Genomic DNA, 25,990 nt, shown 5'->3' with positions numbered 1-25,990 from the left:
GGCGAAGGATGAGATTCGACCTCACCGACCTCCGACTGTTTTGCGATGTGGCCGACGCCGGATCGATCACCGCCGGCGCGGAGCGTAGCGCGCTGGCCCTGGCGGCCGCCTCCACACGCATCCGGGGCATGGAGGCCGCCCTCGGCGCCCCGTTGCTGGTCCGCTCGCGCGCAGGCGTGTCGCCGACCTCGGCCGGACTGACCCTGCTCAAGCACGCCCGCTCGATCCTGGCCCAGAGCGCCCGGATGCGAGAGGACCTGGGCGCTTATGCCGGCGGCCTGTCGGGCGAGGTACGATTGCTCGCCAACACCAATGCGCTCACCGAGTTCCTGCCCGAAGCCCTGTCGCGGTTCCTGGCCGAACACCCCCAGGTCAGCGTCGACCTGGAAGAGCGGCTGTCCGATGAGATCGTCGGGTTGATCGCCGAGGGCGTGGGCGACATCGGCATCGTCGCCGGCACGGTCGACATGGGCCGGCTGGAGACTTTCCCCTTTCGCTCGGACCGCTTCGTGGTCGTGACGGGGGCGGACCATTTGCTGGCCGCCCAGCGGATGGTGAATTTCGCCGACGTGCTGGATTTCGACCTGGTGGGACTCGAGCGCTCAAGCTCCCTGCAGCGCTTCCTGGCGAGCAAGGCGGCCCGGGAGGGCAAGCCCCTGCGCCTGCGGGTGCAGCTGCGCAGCTTCGACGCGGTCTGTCGGCTGGTGGAGTGCGGTGTGGGCGTCGGCATCGTGCCCCAGACCACCGCGGCCCGGGCCGCCAAGACCATGGCCCTGGGCGTCGTCGGCCTCTCCGACGACTGGGCCCTGCGCGAACTGACCATCTGCGTGCGCGGCATGGACGAACTTCGACCCTATGCGCGCGAGCTGGTGGCCAGCCTGCGGGCCTAGTCGCGCTCGCTCAACCAGTCCGCCGAGCGCATTTCCTGCAGACGCGAGGCCGTGCGTTCGAACTCGAAGGCGCCGTCGCCCGCAGGATAGAGGGCTATGGGCTCGGCCTCGGCCAGGACGATCAGCCGGACGCGGGCCTCGTAGAGGGCGTCGATCAGGATCACGAAGCGCCGCGCCTCCTCCCGCCGATTGGCGGTGAGCCGCGGCAGGTCCTCCAGGAACACGGTGTGGAAGCGCTCGGCGATAGCCACGTAGTCGTTGGGGCCGAGCGCCACCGAGCAGAGGCTGGCGAAGGAGGCGCGGACCATGCCGCCCTCGGCGTGGGGCAGGTGCACCTTGCGGCCCAGCACCTCCAGCGTCTCGCCGACCTCTTCCTCGACCCCCAGCATGTCGCGCCACAGGGCCATGAAGCAGGCCTCATTGTCGCGATCGTTGGGCGAGAACCAGGTCCCCGCCGCCCGCAGCCGATCCAGGCGATAGTCGTGGGAGCCCGCCACCGACACCACCTCCATCCGCGCCTTGATCAGGGCGATGAAGGGCAGGAACAGCTGGCGGTTGATGCCGTCCTTGTAGAGGGCCTCGGGGCTCCGGTTGGACGTCGCGACCAGGGCGACGCCGCGGGCCAGTAGCGCCTCGAACAGCCGCCCCAGGATCATGGCGTCGGCGATGTCGGTGACCTGGAACTCGTCGAAGCACAGCAGCCGCGCCTCGGCGGCCACCACGTCAGCGACCGGGGCGATGGGGTCGTCCCCTTTCGCCTGACCAAACTTCGCCTTGCGCGCGGCGGGGTCGCCCTTGCGCCAGGCGTCGATCAGCCGGTGGACCTCGCCCATGAAGACGTGGAAATGGGTGCGACGCTTCTTCGCCACCGGAGCGGCTTCGAAGAACAGGTCCATCAGCATGGACTTGCCCCGCCCGACCGGACCCCAGAGATAGACCCCGCGCTGGCTCTCCGGCTTCTTGAACAGGGCGCCCCAGCCGTTTTGCTGAGCCGTCTCAAGATCGGCCTCGAGGCGCGCCAGGGCGGCCAGCGCCGGACCCTGGGCTGGGTCGGGACGGATGTCGCCCCGCGCCAGGCGGGCGTCATAGGCGGCGGTGAGGGCGGACGGCATCGCCCCCGCCTAACCCGCCGGCGCGGCGGCCTCAAGGGGAACGCGCCATGCCGTTGACGGGTTGATGATGCTGTACCCAACAACAGGAGCCGACCATGCCCCAGGATCCCCGGAGCAATTCGCCGACGCCTCAGCAGGCCGCCCGGGCCCGCGAGCCGGCCGGCGGCGTCGGTCAGGACGCCCAGCGCGATCCCAATCAGGTCGACAGTGAAACCCGCGTCTTCGAGGCGGGGCCGGCGAACCAGGACCTGTTCGAACTGGAGGAGGAGCTGCTGGCCGAACGGCCGAGCAAGGCCCCGGCCGACCGCGAGCACGGCCCCAAGACCAAGGGCCGCAGCAAGCAGATCGTCTCCGGCAAGCCTTACGGCTGAGCCGCGCCGAGTTCCTTGCGCACGAAGCGGTAGGTCTCGCGCTTCTCGCAGGCGCAGGCCCGCATCTTGCCGTCCGCCGTCCACCAGACCAGCAGGGGGTAGGCGAAATTGACGCCGTTGGCCTTCATGAGAGGCGTCATGTCGTCGACCAACGTCCGGCCGGCCTCCACCACCGCGGTGCGGGCCATGTCGCCGTCGGCAGGTGCGATCCCCGGCGCCTTCCAGGCCTCGGCGGGAACCGATTCCCAGCGCTCCATCAGCGGCCAGGAGCGATTGATCCACAGCTCGGCCACCGTGGCCCGCTCGGCCGGGGTGGATTTCGAGACGCCATTATAGTCTCGGCGGGCGATCTCGATGACCCGGGTGTCGACCTTGGCCGCGTGCAGTCCCGGGAACTCCTCCTGCTTGAAGCGGATGCAGTCGGGGCAGGTGCGGAAGGAGACCATGTAGAGCTTCGGGCCGGTGTGGCCCGGCGACACCCAGCCGGAGCTCTCCAGCAGCTTGGTGATCTCGGCCTGGTTGCGGGTGATGGTCTTGGGCCGCCAGCGCAGATCATAGCGCCACCAGGCGTACAGGCCGCCCAGGATCACGGCGGCGATCAGGATCAGGATCGCCCACAGGCGAAAACGCTTCATGCACCGCTCCAACGCATCTCGGGCGTGAGGTTAGGGCGTCCGTTCCACCTCGACCAGGGCGGCGACGCGGTCGGCGGTGTCTGACAGGGTGGCCGGGTCGAGGGCGTCGAGTTCGATCAAGGCGAGCCTGGGCCTGGTGTCCTTGCGCGCCGAGCGCTCATAGGCCGGGTCGTAGTGCAGTTCGATCAGGGCCTGGGCGAGGTCCGCGAAGGCGCCCGCCTCGATCATGGCGCGCCAGCCGGCCAAGCGCTTGGCGCTGGGGTGGACCGGCAGCCGGATCAGGGCCTCCTCCAGCCGCGTCCGGTCCTGGATGATGTCGCGATAGGCGGTGACCGTGTAGCGCGCCCGCTCGGCCACGGGGACGGAGATCTCGATCCGTGGGGCGGCGGCCATCGCCTTCCACAACGTGGGCGGCGTCATGCGATCACCGATCTTGCTGGACTCCGCCTCGGCCACAATGGGACGCGTGGGATCGAGCCCGTCCAGGGCCGTCAGCAGCCGACTCTCGAACATCTTCTGGCTGGGCTGCGGCTGGCCGGCTATGGCTCCGAACAGCGAGCCGCGATGGCCGGCCAGGCCCTCCAGGTCCAGGGTCTGCAGGCCCCGCGACGCCAGCAATCCCAGAAGTTCGGTCTTGGCCGACCCGGTATGGCCGTCCAGCAGGACCAGCTTCAGCGGCGCCTCGGCTCCATAGAGCCGCGCCTGGACGCTGCGCCGATAGGTGCGGTAGCCGCCCGACAGCAGGGTGGTCCGCCAGCCCACCTGGGACAGAATGGTGGCCATGGCCGTCGAACGCTGCCCGCCCCGCCAGCAATAGACCAGGGGCGCGAAGGCGCCAGTCCGGTCGGCCAACGCCGTCTCCAGGTGACGCGCGATGTTGCGGGCCACGTAGGCCGCCCCGATCCGCCGCGCCAGGAACCGTGACTGCTGGACATAGATGGTCCCGACCTCCGCCCGCTCGACGTCGGTGAGCACCGGCAGGTTGATCGCGCCGGGCAGGTGGTCCTCGGCGAACTCGCCTGGGCTGCGGACGTCGATGATCGCGTCGTATCGCGCCAGGCTGGCGGCGTCGACGTCGGTGGTGACGCCGATGTGCGCCGCGCCCTGGCCGCCCGACGCCGTCGGCGTCCCGTCCTGCCCCATCGCCTCTTTCCGCAGCCTGCTGTAACCCGTCCATCTCGCCTCTTGGCCGAAGGACCGCAAGCGCCATGACAGACGCCGTTCGCCTCACCTCGCTCGCCCATGGAGGCGGCTGCGGCTGCAAGCTGGCGCCCGGCGTGCTGAAGGACATCCTGTCGGGCATGCCGGCCACGGCGATCTTCCCGCAGTTGTTGGTGGGGACCGAGACCTCGGACGACGCGGCGGTTTGGAGGCTGAACGACAGCCAGGCCCTGGTGGCGACAACAGACTTCTTCATGCCGGTGGTGGACGACCCCTTCGACTTCGGCCGGATCGCCGCGACCAATGCGCTCTCGGACATCTATGCCATGGGGGCGACGCCGATCTTCGCCCTGGCCATTGTCGGCATGCCCGTCGACAAGCTGCCGCCGGCTGTCATCCGCGCCATCCTGGAGGGCGGCGCCTCGGTCTGCGCGGCGGCGGGCGTTCCCGTGGCCGGCGGCCACTCCATCGACAGCGTCGAACCGATCTACGGCCTGGTGGCGCTGGGCCTGGTCCACCCCGACAAGCTCTTGAAGAACAGCGGCGCGCGGGCTGGCGACAGCCTGATCCTCACCAAGGGCCTGGGGGTCGGCATCCTAAGCGCGGCCTTCAAGCAGGAGAAGCTGGACGCCGGCGGTTACGAGGCCCTGATAACCTCGACCACCCAGCTCAACGCCGTGGGCGCCGAGCTCGCGGGCCGGGAAGGTGTCAGCGCGCTCACCGACGTCACCGGTTTCGGCCTGCTGGGACACGCGCTGGAGATGTGTCGCGGGGCCGGGTTGTCCGCCGAGATCGACGCCCAGTCGCCCGTCCTGCTGCCCGGCGTGGAAGCCCTGGCGCGGGAGGGGGTGCGCACCGGCGCCTCGGGCCGCAACTGGACGAGCTATGGCGGCGACGTGCGCCTGCCTGAAGGCCTGGCCGACTGGCGGCGCGATGTCCTGTGCGATCCCCAGACCAGCGGCGGCCTGCTGATCGCCGTCTCCCCGGACAAGGCCGACGCGGTGCTCGACCTGGTCCGCGCCGGTGGCTTCGACCGGGCCGCCGTGGTCGGCCGGCTGGCGGACGGGCCGGCCCAGGTGCGGGTGCTCGGCTGAGTCGCTTGCGGTAGGCGCGGGGCGGAGGGCACACTTGCGCTCATGACGGTCGCGACCACCTCCGACGTCGTGCGGGCCGCCCCGGACCGCCACGACCACATCGTCGACATCCTGATCGCCGAGCGGGCGCCCAAGTTGTCGGGAAGCGCGGTCTGGCCGCTGGCGCGCCCGCTGCTCTACGCCCTGCTGGACTACGCCAAGGCCCGGCGGATGGCGCAGGCCATCGGCCCTCTGCCCGGCCGCGCGGCGCTCGACCATGTGTCCCGGCTGCTGGACGTTCGGGTGACGACCCGCGGCCTGCCGCACATTCCCACCAAAGGCCGGGTGATCCTGATCTGCAACCACCCCACCGGCATCGCCGACGGGATCGCGGTGTTCGATGCGGTGAAGGCCGTCCGCCCCGACGTCTGTTTCTACGCCAATTCCGACGCCCATCGGGTGTCGCCCGGCTTCGACGAGGTGCTGATCCCGGTGGAGTGGGTGGAGGCCAAGCGCACCCGCGAACGCACCCGGCTCACCCTCCAGATGACCCGCGAGGCCATGGAGGCCGAGCGCGCCCTGGTGATCTTCCCGGCCGGCCGGCTGGCGCGGCGTGGACCCGACGGCCGGCTCTCCGATCCGGAATGGCAGACCAGCGCCCTGTCCCTGGCCCGCAAGTACGAGGCGCCGGTCGTGCCGATGCACCTTTCCGGGCCCTCCTCGACCCTGTTCCACTTCTTCAATCGGTTCAGCGGCGAGCTGCGGGACATCACCCTGTTCCACGAACTGCTGAACAAGCGCGGGCGGGCCTTCGACCTGATCGTCGGCCCGCCGGTGCCGTCGGACAGCATCGACCCCGACGCCACCGCCGCCACCCTGGCGCTGAAGGCCTATATCGAGCGCATCCTCCCAGCCGAGGGCCTGGCATGATCGCCCTGCCCGCCGAGGGCGACTTCCGCCTCGACGACGAGGCGGCCACCACGCGGCTCGGCGCGGCCATCGCCCGTGAGCTCAAGCCCGGCGAGGCGGTCTGCCTGAGCGGACCTCTGGGAGCCGGGAAGTCGACCCTGGCCCGCGCCCTGGTCCGGGCCCTGACCACCGCGACTGAGGAAGTCCCCAGCCCCACCTTCACCCTGGTCCAGTTCTACGAAGGCCGTGGACTCAAGGTCGCCCATTTCGACCTCTATCGCCTGACCAGCTCCGACGAGGCCTATGAGATCGGTCTGGACGAGGCGCTTGACGACGGCGCCGCGGTGATCGAGTGGCCCGAGCGGCTGGCGGGCCACCTGCCCGCCGACCGACTCGATATAGAGATCGTCATCGACATCGCGCCGGACGGCGGGGAAGCGCGCCGCGCGCGGCTGATCCCCGCGGGCGCCTGGGAAGGACGTGGGCTTGAGTTCGCAACGTGAGGCCCAGAGGGCCGAGTTCCTGGAACGCCATGACCTGGCTGGCGCACGCCGCACGCCGCTGGCCGGCGACGCCTCGACCCGCAGCTATGAGCGCCTACAGCTCGCGGACGGAACGCGCCTGATCCTGATGGACCAGCCCGCCGTGCTGGAGAGCCCGGTCTGTCCGCCGGACGCCACCCCGGCCGAGCGCCTGGCCCTGGGATACAACGCCGCCGCCCGACTGGCGGCCGGCTCCATCGCGGCCTTCGTGACCACCGCGGCCTATTTGCGGGCGCGGGGGCTCTCCGCGCCCCAGGTGCTGTTCCATGACGCCGACATTGGCCTGGCGGTGCTGGAGGATCTTGGCGACGGTCTCTTCGCCACCCTGATCGCCGACCGCGAACCCGAGACGCCGCTCTACCAGGCCGCCGTCGACCTCCAGGTGCGCCTGCACGCCGAGCCGCCGCCCGTCATGCTCGAGGCCGACGGCCTTGGCTGGCCCCTGCTCGCCTACGACGCCCTGGCGCTCAAGGTGGGCACGGACACCTTCCTGGAATGGTGGCCGAAGCTGGTCGGCGCGCCGCCCCTGGGGGTCGAGGCCGTCGCCGAATGGGAGGCCCTGTGGGCGCCGGTGTTCGCGCGCGGCGAGGCCGAGGCCAAGGTCTTCACCCATCGCGACTATCACGCCCAGAACCTGCTCTGGCTGCCGGAGCGCGACGGCGTCGCCAGGGTCGGCCTGCTGGACTTCCAGGACGCCCTGCGCGCCCATCCGGCCTGGGACCTGACCCATCTGCTGCAAGACGCGCGGCGCGATGTCTCGCCCGAACTGGAAGCCGCCATGCTGGACCGCTATCTCGCCGCGCGGCCGAGCGTCGACCGCCAAGCCTTCCTGGTCGACTACCGGGCGCTGGCCGCGTCGAACGCCGCGCGCATCCTCGGCCGCGTCTTCGCCCGCCAGGCCCTGCTGGGCCGCGACCAGTATCGCACCTACATGCCGCGCACCTGGCGCTATCTGGAGCGCAATCTCGCCGACCCGGCGCTCAGCGGCCTGAAGGCCTGGTTCGACCGGCACATTCCCGCGGAGATCCGCGCGTGAGCCGCATCAAGACCGCCATGGTGCTGGCCGCGGGCCTGGGCACCCGGATGAAGCCGCTCACCGACCACAGGCCGAAGGCCCTGGTCGAGGTGGCCGGCAAGGCGCTGATCGACCATGTCCTGGACCGGCTGGGGGAGGCCGGGGTCGAGACCGCCGTGGTCAATGTCCATCATTTCGCCGAGCAGATGGAGGCCCACCTGGCGGGACGCGTCCATCCCCGCGTGGTGATCTCCGACGAGCGCCCTGCCCTGTTGGACTCCGGCGGGGGCATCAAGGCCGCCCGCGACGTTCTGGGCGACGACCCCATCTTCATCGCCAATATCGACAGCCTGTGGATCGACGGAACCACCCCGCCGCTGGAGCAGATGAAGGCGGCCTGGGACCCCGAGCGCATGGACATGCTGGTCCTGTTGGTGCCCAAGGGCCAAGGGATTGGCTTCGAAGGTCCGCGCGGCTTCTTCATGGACGCCGAGGGCCGGATCACCCACTCCGCCGACGACGCCAATCCCGCCCCCTTCGCCAATATCGGGTTCCAGATCATGAAGCCCAACCTGCTGGACGACGAGCCGGACGGCGCCTTCTCGATCCTGCCCGTCTGGTGGCGGCTGCAGGACCAGGGCCGCATCTTCGGCGTGGCCATGGACGCCTTCTGGATGCACGTCGGCGACCCTGCCGCGCGCGACGAAGCCGAGGCTAGGCTGACGTGAGCGCCTCCGGGCTCTTCACCGGCCCGGCCCCGCGCTGGTTCACGATCCCGGCCTACCGTCCCTTTGTCCACGATCTGGCCCAGGGCCTGTTCGACACCCTGAGCCCCCTGGGCCCCGAGGCTCTGTCCCAGGCGGTGGTCCTGACCCCGACCCGGCGCGGGGCCCGCGCCCTGGCCGACGCCTTCATCACCGCCGGCGGCGGACGCGCGGTGCTGCCGCCGCAGATCCGGCCTCTGGGCGACCTAGACGAGGGCGAGCCCCCCTTCGAGCCCGGCGACCTGGCCGTGGACCTGCCAGCCGCCATCGGCGGCCTGCAGCGGCGCTTCGAGCTGACCCGACTGGTCAAGCAGCACGAGGCCAAGCTCAATCGCGAACTCGACGCCGCCGCCGCCCTGGAGCTGGCCGACGCCCTGGGCGGCTTCCTCGACAGCCTGCAGATCGAGGAGGTCGAGGGCGACGGCCTGGCCGACCTGGTGCTGGGCGAACTGGCCGAGCACTGGAAGGTCAGCCGCGACTTCCTGCAGACCGCCCTCACCGAATGGCCGCAACGCCTGGCCGCCATGGGGCTGGTGGACGTCACCCGTCGCCGGGTGGCCCTGTTGCGCAAGCTGGCCGAGACCTGGACCTTCCACCCGCCGCAGGGCGTGCTGATCGCCGCCGGCTCCACCGGCACCGCACCGGCCACCGCCGACCTACTGCGGGTCATCGCCGAACTGCCCCAGGGCGCGGTGGTGCTGCCGGGCCTGGACCGCAGCCTGGCCAAGGAGGCCTGGGTGGAAGTCGGCGAACAGCATCCGCAGGGCGCCATGAAGCGCCTGCTGGACCGCGCCGGAGTCACCCGCGAGGACGTCGCCGACTGGCCGGCCTCGGCCACCTTCCAGTCGCGGGGGCGCTGGCGGCTGCGGGTGGTCAACGAAGCCCTGCGCCCCCCGGAGCGCACCGCCGACTGGCTGAGCGTCATCGAGACCCTGCGCAGCGAGGGCGCCGAGGAGAAGATTGATCCCGTCGTCGAGGGGCTCAAGGGCTTCTCCGTGGTCACCGCCCGAGCCGAGGACGAGGCCGCCACGGTCGCCGCCCTACTGCTGCGCGAGGTCCTGGAGACGCCAGGCAAGACCGCGGCCCTGGTGGCGCCGGACCAGACCCTGGCGCGGCGGGTCGCCGCCAAGCTGGCCCGCTGGGGCGTGGCCGCCGACTCCTCGGCCGGCTGGGCGCTGTCGAGCTGTTCCTGCGGCGTCCTGGCGGGGCTCGTGGCCAAGGCCCTGGTCGACCCGCTCGACCCGATCGTGCTGCTGGCCATCCTCAAGCATCCCTTGGCGCGCCTGGGCCTCGACGGCGAGACCTTGGAGCGCCAGCGCACGGCCTTGGAGCTCGCGGCCCTGCGCGGCCCTCGCAAGACCACCTGGGACGCCCTGGAGGCCCAGCTCGGCCGCCGGCGCGCGGACCCGAAATTCCAGGACGTCGACCAAGCCCTGGTCCTGGCGCGGCGCCTGCGCGAGCTGTTCCCCGAGCCCGCCAACGAGGCGCGCCCGCCGTCGGAGATGGCGCGCCGCCTGGCCCACGCCATGGAGGTCCTGGCCCACGGCGAGACTGGCGACGAACTCTGGGCCGGCCACGGCGGCGAGGCTCTGGCCCGCCTGCTCTCGGGCCTGATGAACGAGTCCGAAGGCCTGCCCCTCACCAGTCCGCGGGGCTTCGCCGACCTGCTGACCCGGCTGATGGCCGGCGAGAGCGTCCGCACCGGCGGCGCCACCCATCCGCGCCTGCGAATCCTGGGCGCCATCGAGGCCCGCCTGACCCGCGCCGACCGGCTGATCGTCGCCGGGCTGGAGGAGGGCGTCTGGCCGCAGGGCGCGCCGCTCGATCCCTTCCTGTCGCGACCCATGCGCAGGCAGCTGGGCCTGCCGCCACCGGAGCGCAGGGTTGGCCTGGCCGCCCACGACTTCGCCCAGGCCGCCTGCGCCCCCGAGGTGATCCTGCTGCATTCCGAGCGCCGCGAAGGCGCGCCTGCGGTGAAGTCGCGCTGGCTCTGGCGGCTGGAGACCCTGGCCCGCGGCGCCGGCATCGACCTGCCCGGACGCCCCGAGGTCCTGGCCTGGGCCCGGGCGCTGGACGCCGCCGACGAGTACAAGCCTGCCAGCCGCCCGGCGCCCAATCCGCCCCTGGCCGATCGCCCGCGCCGGATGGCGGTGACCCGCATCGAGGCCCTGACCCGCGACCCCTACGCCATCTGGGCGCGGGACATCCTGAAGCTCTTCCTGCTGGACCGCCCCGACGAGGCGGTGGAGGCCCGCGCTCGCGGCACGGCGATCCACGCGGCCTTCGAGACCTTCGCCACCGACCATCCAATCCTGCTGCCGGCCAACGCCGCGGAGATCTTCGAGGCGCTGTACCTGGCCGAGCTGGAGGCCGCCGGCATGCCACACGAGGCGCTGGCCCGGGAAGCCGCCCTGGCCCGCGAGGCCGCCGCCTGGGTGGCCGAACTGGAGCAGCGCCGCCGCGCCGACGGCCGCGCCATCCATGTGGAGAAGAGCGGCGAACTGACCCTGCCCCTGCCTGGCGGCCCATTCACCGTCACCGCCAAGGCCGACCGCATCGAGATCGACCCGCAGGGCTTCGGCCACATCCTCGACTACAAGACCGGCAAGGCGCCGTCGAAGAAGGTGGTGGAAACCGGCTTCTCGCCGCAGCTCACCCTGACCGCGGCCATCCTGCAGGCGGGCGGCTTCAAGGGCCTGGGCCATCCCGAGCCCGGGGAACTGACCTATCTGGAGATCACCGGCCGCAAGCCCGCCGGCCGCGAGGAGGTCCGCGCCCTGCCCGGCGACGAGAGCGCCCTCGCCGCCGCCAACGCCTATGAGGGCCTGGCCAAGCTCATCGGCCAGTTCGACGAGGGCCGCCGCTATGTCTCGCGCATCGCCCCGCAGTTCGTGAAGCTGCACATGAGCGACTACGACCACCTGGCGCGGGTGTTCGAATGGTCGACCAGCGGCGAGGAGGATGGCGAATGAGCCTGACCCTCGTCCCCGATCCGCAACGCCTGGCCGCCGATCCGGGCCTCTCGGCCTTCGTCACCGCCAACGCCGGGTCGGGCAAGACCAAGACCCTGATCGACCGGGTCGCCCGCCTTCTGCTGGCCGGGGCCGAGCCCGAGACCATCCTCTGCGTCACCTACACCAAGGCCGCCGCCGCCGAGATGCAGCGCAGGCTCTACGAGCTGCTGGGCGGCTGGTCGGTCTGCGACGACGCCGCCCTGCGCAAGGCTCTGGCCGGGCTGGAGGGGCGCGAAACGCAGGACTACGACCATCGCGGCCTGTCCTCGGCCCGCGCCCTGTTCGCCCGCGCCCTGGAGACGCCGGGCGGCCTGAAGATCCAGACCATCCACGCCTTCTGCGAAAAGCTGCTGCGACGGTTCCCGCTGGAGGCGGGGGTCTCGCCGGGCTTCCGAGTGATGGACGACGCAGCCTCGGCCGCCATCGCCGCGGCGGCCCGCAAGGCCGTCGCCCGGCACGCCCTGCGCGGCGAGGGCCTGGTCGCCGAGGCCTATGCCCGTTTCTCGGTGGCCCTGGACTTCGGAGCCTTCCAGGCGATGTTCACCGCCTTCGAGAGCGCACGGGGGCGCCTCGCCGCCTATCTGGAGCGCGAGGGCGGGCTCGAGGGCGCGGTGGCCGACGTCTGGAAGGTCTGCTGCGAAGGGGAGATCGATCCCGAGGTGCTCGAGGCCGAGTCCATGGATGGCCTGGATCAACGCGGCTGGAGCGCCTGCGCCGAGGTCCTCGCCAATGGCGGCAAGACCGACCAGAAATGCGCCGACCAACTCCGCGCGATCGCCCAAAATCCAGCTACGACGATCGCCGACTGCCTTGCCGCCCTCTTCACCGAAAAGGGCCAGGGGACCCCCGCGACCTGGGTCGCCAAGACCAGCGGCCTGAAGAGCCGGGAAGACCTGCGCAGCTTCCTGCTGCTGGAACAGGACCGCCTGGCCGAGCTGCGCGAGCGCCTGCGCGCCGCCCAGGTGGCGCTCGACACCAAGGCCGCGCTCATCCTCGCCCACGCCTATCTGGAGGCCTATCGCCTGGAGAAGTCGTTCTCCGGCGCGCTGGACTTCTCCGACCTCATCGAAAAGACCCGCGACCTGGTGGCCTCGCGGCCGATGGCGGCCTGGGTGCTCTACAAGCTGGACGGCGGCATCGACCACATCCTGGTGGACGAGGCCCAGGACACCGCGCCGGAGCAGTGGCAGATCGTCCGCGCGCTCACGGAGGAATTCTTCTCCGGCGCCGGCGCGCCCAGCCTGCGCGAGCGGCTCGAGCGCAACATGTTCGTGGTCGGCGACGAGAAGCAGTCGATCTATTCCTTCCAGGGCGCGCGGCCCGAATTGCTGATCCAGGAGTTCGAGTTCCACCGCGACCGCGCCCGGGGCGCCGGCTTCCGCTTCGAGCGGGTGGACCTGCTGACCTCCTGGCGCTCGACGCCCCAGGTGCTCTCCTTTGTCGACGCGGCCTTCGCCCCGGCCGATCTGTCACGAGCGATCCTGCCCCGCGTCGAGGCCGAGCTGATCCGCCACGAGCCCGTGCGGACAGCCCATGCCGGCTGCGTCGACCTCTGGCCCCTGGAGCGCGAGGCGCCGGCCGAGGATCGCCAGGCCTGGGACGCACCGCTGGACGAGGAGGGCGAGGGCAGCGCCAATAAGCGGCTGGCCGGCAAGATCGCCGCCGAAATCGCCGCCCTGCTGGCCCGCGGCGACCGGGTCTGGGACAAGGACCACAAGGCTTGGCGCCCAGCCAAGGCCGGCGACGTGCTTATCCTGGTGCGCCGGCGCAAGGCCCTGTTCGAGGAGATCTTGCGCGCGCTCAAGCACCGCAAGATTCCGGTGGCGGGGGCCGACCGGCTGGCGCTCAGCGAGCACATCGTCTTCGACGACCTGCTGGCCGTGGCGCGCTTCGTCCAGTTCCCAGCCGACGAGCTGACCCTGGCGGCGCTGCTGAAGAGCCCGTTCTGCGGTCTGGACGACGACAGCCTCTATGCGCTCGCCAAGGGCCGCGCCGCCGGGCTGTGGGAAACCCTGGCGGCGCGGGCGGCGGAACATCCCCTGTGGGCCGAGGCCCACGCCCTGCTGGACGACCTCCGCACCCAGGGCCCCAGGCGCCGGCCCTTCGAGTTCTACGCCCGCCTGCTGGGATCTCGCGGCGCCGACGGGCGCTCCATGCGCCAGCGCCTGCTGCGGCGCCTGGGCAGCGAGGCCGAGGACGCGCTGGATGAGTTCCTGGCCCAGGTCCTCGCCGCCGAGAGCCGCGGGATCGACGACCTGGAGAGCCTGGCCGCGGCCTTCGCCAGCCTCGACATCGTGGTCAAGCGCGAGATGGAGGCCGGCCGCGACGAGGTCCGGGTGATGACCGCCCACGGCGCCAAGGGCCTGGAGGCGCCCATCGTCTTCCTGCCCGAGACCACCCTGGCGCGGGGCGCGCGGGGCTCGCCCCTGATGCCCACCGAGGCCGGCGGCTTTCTGTGGAGCGCGGCCAAGGCGTCCGACTGCGAAGCCTCCGCCAAGGCGCGCGAATGGCGGGCCGGCAAGGAGGAGGACGAGGCCTTCCGCCTGCTCTATGTGGCCCTGACCCGGGCCCGCGACCGCCTGGTGCTCTGTGGCCGGGTGGCGGCCAACGCCAAGGCGGAGAATCTCAAGGGCTGGTGGGGGGCGCTCACCGCGGCCTTCGAACACGCCGAGGTCTCACCGCACAAACGCCATGTCCGGTTGGGCGGCATGGAGATCCTGCGTTTCGGCGACGACCCCACGCCTATGGGCGCGGCGGCGGCCGATATCGCGCCGGTCCACCCGATCCCGGCCTGGACCGCCGAACCGGCGAAGGCCGAGGCCTATGCTCGTTATGCCTCGCCCTCGCAGTTAGGCGACGACGTAGCCGCCCCCGCCGCCTCGCCCCTGGCGGCCCAGGGGGGGCTGGGCCGCTTCCGGCGCGGCGACCTGATCCACCGCCTGCTGCAAATCCTGCCCGACCTGGCCGTCGCCGGCCGCCCGGACGCCGCCCGCCGCATCCTGGCCCGCGAGCGCGACCTCACCGACGACCAGCGGGCCGAGATGATCGCCGCGGCGCTGGCCGTCCTCAGCGACGCGCGCTTCGCCGAGGTGTTCGGGCCTGGAAGCCGCGCCGAGGTCTCGGTGGCCGGCGCGGCCAAGGCCCTGCCCGCGGGCCTGACCATATCCGGCCGGATCGACCGGCTGGTGGTGCTGGATGATCGGGTCCTGGTGGTCGATTTCAAGACCAACCGCCCCTCCCCGGACCGCATCGAGGACGCCGACCCGGCCTATCTCACCCAGATGGCCGTCTATGCCGCGGTGCTGGCGGAAGTCTTCCCGGGCAAGCGGATCGAGTCTGCGCTGGTCTGGACCGATGGTCCGAAACTGATGGCGGTTCCAGAAAACGTGTTGGCCTTGTCCCTTGCCGAGCTGGGCCGTGCAGGTTGATACCGGGTCATGGGCCGCCTACATCGGCGGATCGAGAGTCGCGGCCATGCGTTCCTTAAGGCCGCGCTATGAGGAGCTTTTCATGAGCACCGTGACGGTCACCGACGAGTCCTTCGACAAGGACGTCCTGCAAGCTTCCGGCCCCGTGCTGGTCGATTTCTGGGCGGAGTGGTGCGGTCCCTGCAAGCAGATCGCGCCGGCCCTGGAACAGATCGCCAGCGAGCTTGGCGGACAGGTCACCGTGGCCAAGCTGAACATCGAGGATTCGCCCACCACGCCCTCGCGCTACGGCGTGCGCGGCATCCCAACCATGATGCTGTTCAAGGACGGCCAAATGGCCTCCATGAAGGTCGGCGCCATGCCGAAGCAGAAGATCCTGGACTGGCTGAGCGAGGCGGGGGTCTAGGAACTCCCGAGACCTCATCCCAGGGGTGTCATCCCGGAAGCCGCGCAGCGGCTGTCCGGGACCCATGGACACCTGATGGGCCAAGGCGCGGCTCGGCTTCGCCAGGTTCTGACAACACAGCGTGTATGGATCTCGGTCTTGCTTCGCAAACCGGGATGACAGCTTGGGGGTTGCCCTAGCTCGGCCACGTCTCCGGGCTCATCGCCAGCACCTCGCCGGCGAAGTGCAGCCCGCCACATATCAGGACATGCGGCGCGGGGCCGGAGCCCTCCAGCGCCCGCCGCAGCCCCGCTTCCACATCCAAGACCACCTCCGCCTCCAGCCCCGCGGCCCCAGCCGCGTCGGCGAGTTCGCCCGCGTCCGCCGCATTGGGCGAGTCGAACGTGGTGGTGAAGACCTTGGGATTGAGGCTCGCGAAGGGCTGGAAGAATCCCTGCGCGTCCTTGCGGGCGAACATGGCGGCCACCAGCACCAGCGGACGTGGATCGCGGGCGACCAGCCGCCCGGCCGCCTCGGCCAGGGCCCGGCCCGCATGGGGATTGTGCCCCCCGTCCAGCCAGAGATCGGCGTCGTGCTCATCGGCCAGCCGCGCCATGGGCCCGTCGGTCAACCGCTGGAACCTGGCCGGCCAGACGGCCGACGAGACCCCCTTGGCCAGGGCCGCCTCGTCGATGCGCGGATCGCCGAGCGCCAGCGCCGCGGCCACCGCCAGGCCGGCGTTGGCGAACTGGTAGCCGCCGAACAGGCTGGGCGGCGGCAGGTCGTAGAGCCGGTCCTCCATCTGCACCAGCAGCCGGCCGCGCTCCTCCCAGGCGTCGAAGTCGCGGCCCATCAAGGTGACCGGCGCGCCCAGTTCCTCGGCCTCCTCCAGGATCACCGCCTCGCCCTCCTCGATCTGGCGGGCGACCACCACCGGGCGGCCGGCCTTGATGATCCCGGCCTTCTCCCAGGCGATCTTGGACAGTTCGGGCCCCAGCATCTCCAGGTGGTCGTAGTCCACCGGGGTGATCACGCTGACCGCCGGGGCGTCGAAGATGTTGGTGGCGTCGAACCGGCCGCCCAGGCCGACCTCGACGACGCAGAGGTCGGCCGGGGTCTCGGCGAAGGCCTGCAAGGCCAGCACCGTGGTGATCTCGAAAAAGCTGATCGGCTGGCCGGCGTTGGCGGCCTCGACCCGGTCGATCAGGTCGGAGAGCTGGGCGTCGGTGATCAGGGTCCCGGCCAGGCGGATGCGCTCGGCGAAGCGGACCAGGTGCGGCGAGGTGATCGCGTGGACCCGCAGGCCCGCCGCCTCGGCGATGGCCCGCAGATAGGCCACGGTCGAACCCTTGCCGTTGGTGCCGGCCACATGGATCACCGGCGGCAGGCTTTTCTCGGGATTTCCCAGGGCGGCCAGTAGCCGCTCCACCCGCCCGGTGGTGAGGTCGATCAGCGAGGGGTGATGCGCGCGCAGCCGCAGGATCACCTCGTCCGAGGCGCGGATGGGGTCATACATGCGGAGGCCTTGCAGAGGAGCGCGTTTCGCGGTGCGCCAAACCACACCAATCATCCCCGCGAAAGCGGGGACCCAGGTTTTTTTCGTTCTTCCAGCGCTGATACAAACAAAAACGCCTGAGTCCCCGCTTTCGCGGGGATGAACGGAAATTGGAGTGAGGCCCTAGGCCGCTTTCGAACGCGCGCGTCCCATCATCAGGGTCTTGAGCAGGGAGCCCAGGACCTGGGGCAGTTCGGCGCGGGTGACCACCCGGTCGACCATGCCGCGCTCCACGAGGAACTCGGCGCGCTGGAAACCCACCGGCAGGACCTCGCGGATGGTCTGCTCGATCACCCGGCGCCCGGCGAAGGCGATCATGGCGTTGGGCTCGGCCAGGTGGATGTCGCCCAGCATGGCGTAGGAGGCCGTGACCCCGCCTGTGGTCGGGTCGGTGAGCACGACGATATAGGGCAGGCCGGCGGCCTTGACCTCGTTGAGCGCCAGGGTGGTGCGGGCCATCTGCATGAGGGCCAGCGTGCCCTCCTGCATCCGCGCCCCGCCCGCGGCGGTGAAGATCACATAGGGGACCTCGCGGCGGACGGCCTCCTGGGCGGCCTTGATGAAGGCCTCGCCGACGCCGATGCCCAGCGAACCGCCCATGAAGGCGAAGTCCTGCACCGAGACCACCGCGCCCTGGCCCTTGATGGTCCCATAGGCGCTGACCATGGCGTCCTGCGATCCGATGGTCTTCCGGGCGGCCTTGAGCCGCTCCATGTAGGGGCGCACGTCGGGGAACTTCAGCGGGTCGTCCACCACCCCGGTGGGCGCGGCCAGCTTCTCATAAGCCCCATCGTCGAAGGTGTAGCGCAGGCGCTGCTCGGCGCCGATCCGCATGTGGCTGCCGGACGGGGTCACCCACAGGGCGGCCTCGAGGTCGGAGCGGTAGATCATTTCCCCGGTGTCGGGGCACTTCACCCAAAGGTTTTCGGGCGTCTCGCGCTTGGCCACCAGATTGCGCACGCCGGGCGCGATCTTGGCCAGCCATCCGCCTCGCTCGCGGGGCCCGGAGGGGCCGCCCTTGCCGGGCTTGTCGTTTCGCTGTTCAGCCATCGCCATGGGGTTCTACACCGTGAGGCTTTCGACTCGCGCGGAGCGCACAGCCTTAGCCAAGGATTCGACTTTGGAAAGAACCCGCCCGGTCACAGATTCGTTCATTGCCAAGGCGGAAGCGACCTCGTCAACGAGCGCGGAACCCACCACGACGGCGTCGGCCACCTTGGCGATCGCACCGGCGCGCTCCGGCGTCTTGATGCCGAAACCCACCGCCACCGGCAGTCCGGAGGCGGCGCGGACCCGGGCCACGTGGGGCGCGACGATGTCGGCGTCTGCTTCCTTCACCCCAGTCACCCCGGCGACGGAGACGTAATAGACGAAGCCCGAGGTGCGGCGCACGACGATGGGCAGCCGCGCGTCGTCGGTGGTGGGCGTGGCCAGCCGGATCAGCGACAGGTTCTCGGCGTCCAGGGCGTCGGCCAGGGGATCGGCCTCTTCCGGCGGGATGTCGACCACGATCAGGCCGTCGACACCCGAGGCGGCCATGTCGCGGGCGAAGGCCTCGAAGCCCCAGCCGATCAGCGGATTGGCGTAGCCCATCAGGATCACGGGCGTCGTGTCGTCGCCCTTGCGGAACTGCGCCACCGCGGCCAGCACGCCCGTCAAGGTCATGCCATTGGCCAGGGCCCGCTGGGCGGCGCGCTGGATCGGCGGACCCTCGGCCATGGGATCGGAGAACGGGAAGCCCACCTCGATCAGGTCGGCCCCGGCGGCCGGCAGGGCCTTCAGGATCGCCGCGGCGGTGGCGGCGTCGGGATCGCCGGCCATCACATAGGGGACGAAGGCCGCCCGGTTCTCCGCCTTGAGCTGGGCGAAGCGGGCCTCGATACGGGCTTTGGTCAAATCTGGCGTCCCAGGTGGGCGGCGACGGTCTCGACGTCCTTGTCGCCGCGGCCGGAGAGATTGAGCACCACGATGCCGTCCTTGCCGACCTCGGCGCAGATTTCGGGCAGGCGGGCCAGGGCATGGGCCGACTCGATGGCCGGCAGGATGCCCTCCAGCTCGGCCAGCAGTTGGAACGCCGCCAGGGCCTCGGCGTCGGTGCAGGTCAGGTACTTGGCCCGGCCGACGTCGTGCAGCCAGGAATGTTCCGGCCCGATGCCGGGATAGTCCAGGCCGGCCGAGATCGAGTGGGCCTCGTTGATCTGGCCATCCTTGTCCTGCAGCAGATAGGTCTTGTTGCCGTGCAGGACGCCCGGACGACCGCCATTGATCGCCGCGGCGTGGCGGTCGGTGTCCAGGCCGTCGCCGGAGGCCTCGACGCCAAAGAGCTTCACCGACTCGTCGTTGAGGAAGGGGTGGAACAGGCCGATGGCGTTGGAGCCGCCCCCGACGCAGGCGACCAGGGCGTCGGGCAAGCGGCCCTCCATCTCCAGGACCTGCTGTTTGGTTTCGATCCCGATCACCGCCTGGAAGTCGCGGACCATCACCGGATAGGGGTGCGGGCCGGCGGCCGAGCCGATCAGGTAATAGGTGTCGTGGACATTGGTGACCCAGTCGCGCAGGGCCTCGTTCATGGCGTCCTTGAGGGTCGCCGACCCCGAAGTCACCGGCTCGACCTTGGCGCCCAGCAGGTTCATGCGGAAGACGTTGGCCTTCTGCCGCTCCACGTCGACGGCGCCCATATAGACCACGCAGGGCAGGCCGAAGCGGGCGCAGACGGTGGCCGTGGCCACGCCGTGCTGGCCGGCGCCGGTCTCGGCGATGATCCGGGTCTTGCCCATCTTCATGGCCAGCAGGATCTGGCCCATGCAGTTGTTGATCTTGTGCGCGCCGGTGTGGTTCAGCTCCTCGCGCTTCAGATAGATCTTCGCCCCGCCGTAGTGCTTCGTCAGGCGCTCGGCGAAATAGAGCGGGCTGGGGCGTCCCACATAGTGCTTGAGGAAGCTCTTGAGCTCGCCCTGGAAGGCCGGATCGACCTTGGCCGCGGAATAGGCCGCGTCCAGGTCGTGGACCAGCGGCATCAGGGTTTCGGGCACATAACGCCCGCCATAGTCCCCGAACCGTCCGGCGGCGTCCGGATAGGCCGTGTAGTCGTTAGGGGTCAAAGGCGCGTTCAACAGAACCTCAGGCGCGACGGACGGCGTCAAGGAAGGCCGTGATCAAGGCCGGGTCCTTTAGTCCGGGACCACGCTCCACGCCAGAGGAAACGTCCACAAGCGGCGCGCCCGACAGTCGCACGGCCTCGCCGACGTTCCAGGGATCCAGGCCCCCGGCCAGGAACCAGGGCCGTTCGAAGCGCCGTCCGGAGAGCAGGGTCCAGTCGAACCGCGCCCCAGCTCCGCCCGGCAACGGATGGTCGCTGGGCGGCCTGGCGTCGAACATCAAGTGGTCGACCACGGTCTCGTAGGCGCGGGCCGTGTCGATGTCGTGGGCGCTGGAGACCGAGATCACCTTGATCACGCCGGCGCCCGTTCGCAGCGCCACCTGGCGCGCGCGGGCGGGCGTCTCCTTGCCGTGCAGCTGAATGAAGTCAGGCTTGAGCGTCGCGGCCAGCCGCTCGAGCAGGGCGTCGTCCGGATCGACCGTCACCGCGACGATCTTGACGTTCTCGGCCCGGGCCGGCGGTGTCAGGCGCGCGGCCGCCTCGGGGTCGATATTCCGTGGGCTCTTGGCGAAGAACATGAAGCCGAGGTGGGACGCGCCCCCTTCCACGGCCGCCGCCACGGTCTGGGGGGTGGTCAGGCCACAGATCTTCGCGGTCACGGTCATGGGGGCGGAATAGGGGCTTTGGCGCCATCGCCGCAAGGGTTTGGCGGAAACGAGGCGCCTAGCGCGACTTCAGCAGATCACGGATTTCCGTAAGCAGGACCTCGCTGGGGGTGGGGGCCGGCGCCGCCTCCGGCGCGGCGGCCTGCTCGCGGCGCAGGGTGTTCACGGCCTTGACCAGCAGGAAGATGACCCAGGCGACGATCACGAACTGGATGACGGTGTTGAGGAAGGCGCCGTACTGGATCGCCACCAGCTCGCTGGCCGGTGTCGTCACGTCGTCGGCCCGCAGGACCCATTGCAGCTCGGAGAAGTCGAGGCCGCCCAGGGCCAGGCCGATGGGGGGCATGATCACCTGGTCGACCAGGCTGCCGACGATCTTGCCGAACGAGGCGCCGACGATGACGCCCACCGCTAGGTCGACGACATTGCCCCGCGCGATGAACTCGCGGAATTCCGAGAACGTGCTCATGGTGGGACCCTCTTGAACCTGCGGGTCGGAGGATCGGCCCATCGATCGCCGCGGGTCAACCTCGCGTGGCCTACTCGTCGGCCCCTACTCGTCGGCGTTGAGCCGCTCGCGCAGCTCCTTGCCGCTCTTGAAGAACGGGACGTGCTTGGCGCGCACTTCGACGGCTTCGCCAGTCCGCGGATTGCGGCCGGCCCGGGCGTCGCGCGAGCGGACCGACAGGGCGCCGAAGCCGCGCAGTTCGACCCGGCCGTCCGTTTCCAGCGCCTTGATCATGCGCTCGAGAATCACCCCGACCACCCGCTCGATATCGCGCTGGGTCAGGTGCGGATTCTCTTCGGCGAGCCTGGCGATCAGTTCCGACTTGATCATGCCTATTTCCGAATCCCCGAGCCGCGTGGGAGCCACGGCCCTTCGAAAGTTCAACAAGAGCATCGCCTTAGCGGTCGAACTCAAAAACCACGGTAATGCTCGGGAGCGAGCGGGACCATGGTCGAGTCCCGTTGGATGTTCAAGGCGCAATCCGGGTTTAGCCGATGATCTCCGCTCCTTCGCGGCCGGTTTTTCGAAAATCCCCACCGGACGTACGCGGTTGAGCAACTTCTACTCAAAGTTGCCGCCGGCGCGTCGGGCCCCAAGAAAGAAGGCGGCGGACCGGTTTCCCGATCCGCCGCCCGGCTTCGATCCCCAGAGGGACGCGAGGCCTATTCCTTGGTGGCGCCGGCCTTCTCGCGAAGGGCCGCGCCCAGGATGTCGCCCAGCGAGGCGCCGGAGTCCGAGGACCCGAACTTCTCGATGGCTTCCTTTTCCTCGACCATCTCCAGAGCCTTGATCGACAGCGAGACGCGGCGCGCGGCCTTGTCGATGCTGGAGATCTGGGCGTCGACGCGGTCGCCCACGGCGAAGCGCTCGGGGCGCTGGTCCGCACGGTCACGGCTGAGGTCCGACTTGCGGATGAAGGCCGTCATCGGGGCTTCATCGTCGCCGAACTTCACCTCGATGCCGCCCGTCGTGATCTCGGTGACGGTGACGGTGACGGTCTGCTTGGTGCGGTAGGTGTCGCCCTGCATCGGGTCGCCGGCCAGTTGCTTGATGCCCAGCGAGATGCGTTCCTTCTCGACGTCGACGTCGAGAACGCGCGCCTTGACCACATCGCCCTTGTTGTATTTGGCGATGGCCTCTTCACCCGACACGGTCCAGTCGAGATCGCTCAGGTGCACCATGCCGTCGATGTCGTTCTCGAGGCCGATGAACAGACCGAATTCGGTGGCGTTCTTGACCTCGCCCTCGACCGTCGAGCCGACCGGGTGGGCGGCGATGAAGGCGTCCCACGGATTGTCCATGGCCTGCTTGAGGCCGAGGGACACGCGGCGCTTGGACGGATCGACGTCCAGCACGACCACATCCACTTCCTGCGAGGTGGAGACGATCTTGCCGGGGTGGACGTTCTTCTTGGTCCAGGACATCTCGGACACGTGGACCAGGCCCTCGACACCGGCTTCCAGCTCCACGAAGGCGCCGTAGTCGGTGATGTTGGTGATCCGGCCGGTGAACTTCGCGCCCACCGGGTACTTGGCTTCCACGCCGTCCCATGGGTCGGACTGCAGCTGCTTCATGCCGAGGCTGATGCGCTGGGTGTCCGGATTGATCTTGACGATCTGGACCTTCACCGTGTCGCCGACCGCGAGCACCTGGCTCGGGTGGTTGACGCGCTTCCAGCTCATGTCGGTGACGTGCAGCAGGCCGTCGATGCCGCCCAGGTCCACGAACGCGCCGTAGTCGGTGATGTTCTTGACCACGCCTTCGCGGATCTCGCCCTCTTGCAGCTGGGAGACCAGCTCGGTGCGCTGCTCGGCGCGGGCTTCCTCCAGGATCGCGCGACGGGAAACAACGATGTTTCCACGAGGCCTGTCCATCTTGAGGATAGCGAAGGGCTGTTCCTTGCCCATGAGCGGGCCGACGTCGCGCACCGGGCGGATGTCGACTTGCGAGCCCGGCAGGAAGGCCGAGGCGCCGCCCAGGTCGACGGTGAAGCCGCCCTTCACGCGGCCGACGATGGCGCCCATCACCGGCTCGTTCTTCTCGTAGACGCCTTCGAGGCGCGTCCAGGCTTCCTCGCGGCGGGCCTTGTCGCGGCTGATGACCGCTTCGCCCATGGCGTTCTCGACGCGCTCGAGGAAGACCTCAACGGTCGCGCCGATGAACACCGGCGACTTGCCGTCCTCGTCGACGCCGAATTCCTTCACGGACACGCGGCCTTCGGTCTTCAGACCGACGTCGATGATCGCGAAGTCCTTCTCGATTCCCACGACGATCCCCTTGACTACCGTGCCTTCCATGAAGTCACGGCCGCCCATCGACTCGTCGAGCAGGGCGGAAAAGTCGTCGCGGGTGGGGTTGAGGCTCATATCGTCAGCCATTTTGGTCTTTCGTTCTTCAAATGACGCAGGGCCCGAGAACGCAAGCGTTCGGACGGAGTCCCCGTGTCGGGTTAAGGGTTGCGACCGATAGCGTGATGACTCACGCCGGTGATTTGCCCGCGGCCGTGCGAGGGAAAGGCGCGGTTGGATTGCCGGACTAGGATCGCTCCCAGCGGGCTCGCGCCGCCTCGACGATACGGCGGGCCGCATCGGTGGCCTGCTCTATAGTCATTTCGCTGGTGTCCAGCAAGACGGCGTCGTCGGCGGGCCGCATGGGCGAGTCGGCGCGGCCCCCGTCGCGGGCGTCGCGCTTGCGGATGTCGTCGAGGATCTCCTCGAAGCTGACCGCCTCGCCCTGGCCTTTAAGCTGCTTCCAGCGGCGCTCGGCGCGGACCTCGGGCGTGGCGGTGACATAGAGCTTGGCCGGGGCTTCGGGGGCGATGACGGTGCCGATGTCGCGCCCGTCGATCACCGCCCCGCCAGGGCGCCGGGCGAAGGCCTGCTGCATCTCGCGCAGGGCCAGGCGCACGGGGGTGTGGATCGCCACCCGGCTGGCCGCCTCGCCGGCCTCGCGGGTGCGGAACGCCGGATCGCCCAGCATCTCCGCCGTCAGGGCTTGGGCCACGGCGGTGACCCTGGCGACGGCGTCGAAGTCGATCCCTTCGCGCGCCGCCAGCACCCCGACCGCCCGATAGAGCAGGCCGGAATCCAGCACCGGCATGCCATAGGCCTCGCCCAGGCGGTGGGCGATGGTACCCTTGCCCGAGGCCGCCGGGCCGTCAACGGCGATGACGAAGGCCCCGCTCAAGGAATTTTCCTCCCCTGCGAAGCGGGGGAGGGGGACCGCGCCCCAGCGTGGTGGAGGGGGCGAGACTGGGCGCCGAGCTTGAGGCCGCCCCCTCCACTGGCTCCGCCGGTCCCCCTCTCCCGTGAACGGGGGCGGAAAAGGTTCGCGCCGATCACCTGAGGTCGGCCCCCAGGCCGCGCATCATCTCGACGAAGCCTGGGAAGCTGGTGGCGATCATACCGGGCTCGTCGATGCTCACCGCGCCCTCGGCGGCGAAGCCCATGACCAGGTGGCTCATGGCGATCCGGTGATCGCCGTGGGTGACCACGTGCGCCCCGCCGGCGGCCGGATGGTTGCCGCGCGCCGAGCCGACCACGATCAGGCCCTCCGGTTCCTCCTCGACCCCTATGCCGCAGGCGGTGAGGCCCGCGGCCATGAGCGCGATGCGATCGCTTTCCTTGACCCGCATCTCTCCGATGCCGCGCATGTGGGTCGGGCCGTCGGCATAGGCCGCGGCAACGGCCAAGATCGGATATTCATCGATCATCGAGGGCGCCCGCTCGGGCGGCACCTCGACCCCGCGCAGGGCCGAGTAACGGGCGGTGACGTCGCCCACCGGCTCACCGCCCTCGTCGCGGCGGTTCGCGATGGTGAGGTCCGCCCCCATCTCGATCAGTGTGGTGAGCAGGCCGGTACGCAGCTCGTTCAGCAGCACGCCCTCCACCGTCACCTCCGAGCCCGGGGTGATCAGCGCCGCCACCAGGGGGAAGGCGGCCGAGGATGGGTCGCCCGGAACCCGGATCTTCGTTCCCGTCAGGATCTGGCCGCCGGCCAGGCCGATGTGGCGTTCGCCGTCGCGGTCCTCGACATCCACCGTGACCCCGAAGGCCCGCAGCATCCGCTCGGTATGGTCGCGGGTGGCCTCGGGCTCGATCACCCGGGCCCCGCCGTCGGCCCGCAGCCCGGCCAGCAGCACCGCCGACTTCACCTGGGCCGAGGGCTCGGGCAGGCGGTAGGTGATGGTTTTCAGGTTGCCGCCCTGCAGGGTGAGCGGCAGCCGCCCGCCCGAACGGCCGGAAAAGCGCGCGCCCATCTCCTTCAGGGGCTTCATCACCCGGTTCATCGGCCGGCCGCGCAGGGAGGCGTCGCCGGTGAAGGTCACCGCCAGGTCGAAGCCGGCGGCGGCGCCCATGATCAGCCGCACCCCGGTGCCGGCGTTGCCGCAGTCGATGATGTCCGAGGGCTCGGAGAAGCCGCCCTGCCCCTCGACGCTCCACGCGCCGTCACCGAGCCGTTCGACTCTGGCGCCGAACGCCCGCATCGCCGCGGCGGTGCGCAGCACATCGTCGCCTTCCAGAAGCCCCTCGATCTCGGTGACGCCTTGCGCCAGGGCGCCCAGGATGAGCGACCGGTGAGAGATCGACTTGTCGCCTGGGGCGCGCACGCGGCCCCGCAGCGGGCCGCCGCGGTGCGCGGTCAGTCCTGCCGACGTCATGGAAATGCTAAGCCTCCTTGGGCCTTGCTAGTTGTCACGAGGGGGATTGCTTTTGACAGCGACGTCCGCGCGTGGCAAGGGAGCCGGCTTCATTTGAACCCCTGTCCAGAGGCCCGCCCTTGGCCAATCCCGAACTGGGTGCAAAACAGCTTTGCCCCAACTGCCAAGCGAAATTCTACGACCTGACCCGTCGCCCGGCTCAC

At 70.1% G+C, this 25,990-nt stretch carries 24 protein-coding genes; 11 read left to right on the top strand and 13 right to left on the bottom strand.

Annotated elements, in window-relative coordinates; all coding sequences use genetic code 11:
- Window positions 1-8: 8 nt before the first annotated feature.
- Window positions 9-890 (top strand): LysR substrate-binding domain-containing protein, encoded by an 882-nt coding sequence (locus Q8Q88_RS05675; protein ID WP_305674230.1) that lies wholly within the window; start codon window positions 9-11, stop codon window positions 888-890.
- Here Q8Q88_RS05675 and zapE read toward each other — a convergent pair.
- On the bottom strand, window positions 887-2,002 hold the full coding sequence (zapE, locus tag Q8Q88_RS05670) for a cell division protein ZapE (protein WP_305674229.1): 1,116 nt from the start codon (window positions 2,000-2,002) through the stop codon (window positions 887-889). The genes Q8Q88_RS05675 and zapE overlap by 4 nt on opposite strands.
- 95 nt (window positions 2,003-2,097) lie before the next feature.
- Here zapE and Q8Q88_RS05665 point away from each other — a divergent pair, with 95 nt between their 5' ends.
- On the top strand, window positions 2,098-2,373 hold the full coding sequence (locus Q8Q88_RS05665) for a hypothetical protein (RefSeq protein ID WP_305674228.1): 276 nt from the start codon (window positions 2,098-2,100) through the stop codon (window positions 2,371-2,373).
- Here Q8Q88_RS05665 and Q8Q88_RS05660 read toward each other — a convergent pair.
- Both Q8Q88_RS05660 and mnmH read right to left on the bottom strand, forming a co-directional pair.
- Window positions 2,364-3,008, bottom strand: a complete 645-nt coding sequence (locus tag Q8Q88_RS05660; RefSeq protein WP_305674227.1) for a hypothetical protein — start codon at window positions 3,006-3,008, stop codon at window positions 2,364-2,366. The two genes, Q8Q88_RS05665 and Q8Q88_RS05660, sit on opposite strands and share 10 nt — an antisense overlap.
- 30 nt (window positions 3,009-3,038) lie before the next feature.
- The gene (gene mnmH / locus Q8Q88_RS05655; RefSeq protein WP_305674226.1) at window positions 3,039-4,151 is read right to left on the bottom strand and encodes a tRNA 2-selenouridine(34) synthase MnmH; all 1,113 of its coding nucleotides are present in this window, start codon (window positions 4,149-4,151) and stop codon (window positions 3,039-3,041) included.
- Window positions 4,152-4,216: 65 nt separating this feature from the next.
- On the opposite strand from mnmH, the gene selD reads away from it, so the two are divergent.
- From selD to trxA, 8 genes are all read left to right on the top strand, one after another.
- A complete protein-coding gene (selD, locus tag Q8Q88_RS05650) occupies window positions 4,217-5,263 on the top strand; it encodes a selenide, water dikinase SelD (protein WP_305674225.1) in 1,047 nt (348 codons plus the stop codon).
- A gap of 42 nt (window positions 5,264-5,305) precedes the next feature.
- Window positions 5,306-6,172 (top strand): 1-acyl-sn-glycerol-3-phosphate acyltransferase, encoded by an 867-nt coding sequence (locus Q8Q88_RS05645; RefSeq protein ID WP_305674224.1) that lies wholly within the window; start codon window positions 5,306-5,308, stop codon window positions 6,170-6,172.
- Window positions 6,169-6,654 carry a tRNA (adenosine(37)-N6)-threonylcarbamoyltransferase complex ATPase subunit type 1 TsaE gene (gene tsaE, locus Q8Q88_RS05640; protein WP_305674223.1) on the top strand — a complete coding sequence of 162 codons (486 nt, stop codon included), beginning with the start codon at window positions 6,169-6,171 and terminating at the stop codon, window positions 6,652-6,654. Before Q8Q88_RS05645 ends, tsaE begins: the two co-directional genes overlap by 4 nt.
- Window positions 6,638-7,729 (top strand): N-acetylmuramate/N-acetylglucosamine kinase AmgK, encoded by a 1,092-nt coding sequence (gene amgK / locus Q8Q88_RS05635; RefSeq protein WP_305674222.1) that lies wholly within the window; start codon window positions 6,638-6,640, stop codon window positions 7,727-7,729. The genes tsaE and amgK overlap by 17 nt, the downstream gene beginning before the upstream one ends.
- 17 nt (window positions 7,730-7,746) lie before the next feature.
- Entirely contained in the window at window positions 7,747-8,436 is a 690-nt protein-coding gene (locus tag Q8Q88_RS05630) for a nucleotidyltransferase family protein (protein WP_371129811.1), read from the top strand.
- On the top strand, window positions 8,433-11,444 hold the full coding sequence (gene addB / locus Q8Q88_RS05625; protein ID WP_305674220.1) for a double-strand break repair protein AddB: 3,012 nt from the start codon (window positions 8,433-8,435) through the stop codon (window positions 11,442-11,444). The genes Q8Q88_RS05630 and addB overlap by 4 nt, the downstream gene beginning before the upstream one ends.
- Window positions 11,441-14,914, top strand: coding sequence for a double-strand break repair helicase AddA (addA, locus tag Q8Q88_RS05620; protein ID WP_305674219.1), 3,474 nt, complete (start codon window positions 11,441-11,443; stop codon window positions 14,912-14,914). Before addB ends, addA begins: the two co-directional genes overlap by 4 nt.
- Window positions 14,915-14,996: 82 nt before the next feature.
- Window positions 14,997-15,320: a thioredoxin gene (trxA, locus tag Q8Q88_RS05615; RefSeq protein WP_305674218.1), complete on the top strand. Its 324-nt coding sequence runs from the start codon at window positions 14,997-14,999 to the stop codon at window positions 15,318-15,320.
- Between the two features lie 175 nt (window positions 15,321-15,495).
- Here trxA and Q8Q88_RS05610 read toward each other — a convergent pair whose 3' ends face one another.
- The 10 genes from Q8Q88_RS05610 to aroA form a co-directional block, all read right to left on the bottom strand.
- Window positions 15,496-16,815: a folylpolyglutamate synthase/dihydrofolate synthase family protein gene (locus tag Q8Q88_RS05610; protein ID WP_305674217.1), complete on the bottom strand. Its 1,320-nt coding sequence runs from the start codon at window positions 16,813-16,815 to the stop codon at window positions 15,496-15,498.
- 162 nt (window positions 16,816-16,977) lie between these two features.
- Window positions 16,978-17,910, bottom strand: a complete 933-nt coding sequence (locus tag Q8Q88_RS05605; RefSeq protein ID WP_305674216.1) for an acetyl-CoA carboxylase carboxyltransferase subunit beta — start codon at window positions 17,908-17,910, stop codon at window positions 16,978-16,980.
- A gap of 6 nt (window positions 17,911-17,916) precedes the next feature.
- Window positions 17,917-18,750 (bottom strand): tryptophan synthase subunit alpha, encoded by an 834-nt coding sequence (gene trpA, locus Q8Q88_RS05600; protein WP_305674215.1) that lies wholly within the window; start codon window positions 18,748-18,750, stop codon window positions 17,917-17,919.
- Window positions 18,747-19,967, bottom strand: coding sequence for a tryptophan synthase subunit beta (gene trpB, locus Q8Q88_RS05595; protein WP_305674214.1), 1,221 nt, complete (start codon window positions 19,965-19,967; stop codon window positions 18,747-18,749). Before trpB ends, trpA begins: the two co-directional genes overlap by 4 nt.
- A gap of 7 nt (window positions 19,968-19,974) precedes the next feature.
- Window positions 19,975-20,619, bottom strand: a complete 645-nt coding sequence (locus tag Q8Q88_RS05590; RefSeq protein ID WP_305674213.1) for a phosphoribosylanthranilate isomerase — start codon at window positions 20,617-20,619, stop codon at window positions 19,975-19,977.
- Window positions 20,620-20,677: 58 nt separating this feature from the next.
- On the bottom strand, window positions 20,678-21,088 hold the full coding sequence (gene mscL, locus Q8Q88_RS05585; protein WP_305674212.1) for a large-conductance mechanosensitive channel protein MscL: 411 nt from the start codon (window positions 21,086-21,088) through the stop codon (window positions 20,678-20,680).
- Between the two features lie 84 nt (window positions 21,089-21,172).
- Window positions 21,173-21,457: an integration host factor subunit beta gene (locus tag Q8Q88_RS05580; RefSeq protein WP_305674211.1), complete on the bottom strand. Its 285-nt coding sequence runs from the start codon at window positions 21,455-21,457 to the stop codon at window positions 21,173-21,175.
- A gap of 332 nt (window positions 21,458-21,789) precedes the next feature.
- Window positions 21,790-23,715: a 30S ribosomal protein S1 gene (rpsA, locus tag Q8Q88_RS05575; protein WP_305674210.1), complete on the bottom strand. Its 1,926-nt coding sequence runs from the start codon at window positions 23,713-23,715 to the stop codon at window positions 21,790-21,792.
- Window positions 23,663-24,313, bottom strand: coding sequence for a (d)CMP kinase (cmk, locus tag Q8Q88_RS05570; RefSeq protein ID WP_305674209.1), 651 nt, complete (start codon window positions 24,311-24,313; stop codon window positions 23,663-23,665). Before cmk ends, rpsA begins: the two co-directional genes overlap by 53 nt.
- Window positions 24,314-24,464: 151 nt before the next feature.
- Window positions 24,465-25,787 carry a 3-phosphoshikimate 1-carboxyvinyltransferase gene (gene aroA, locus Q8Q88_RS05565; protein WP_305674208.1) on the bottom strand — a complete coding sequence of 441 codons (1,323 nt, stop codon included), beginning with the start codon at window positions 25,785-25,787 and terminating at the stop codon, window positions 24,465-24,467.
- Window positions 25,788-25,906: 119 nt separating this feature from the next.
- Between aroA and Q8Q88_RS05560 the strand changes: the two genes are divergently transcribed.
- The coding region (locus tag Q8Q88_RS05560; RefSeq protein ID WP_305674243.1) for a TIGR02300 family protein at window positions 25,907-25,990 on the top strand (84 nt) is incomplete at its 3' end.

The organism is Phenylobacterium sp., from assembly GCF_030697925.1.
Lineage (GTDB): Bacteria > Pseudomonadota > Alphaproteobacteria > Caulobacterales > Caulobacteraceae > Phenylobacterium.
This window is presented reverse-complemented; position numbering and strand designations above follow the sequence as displayed.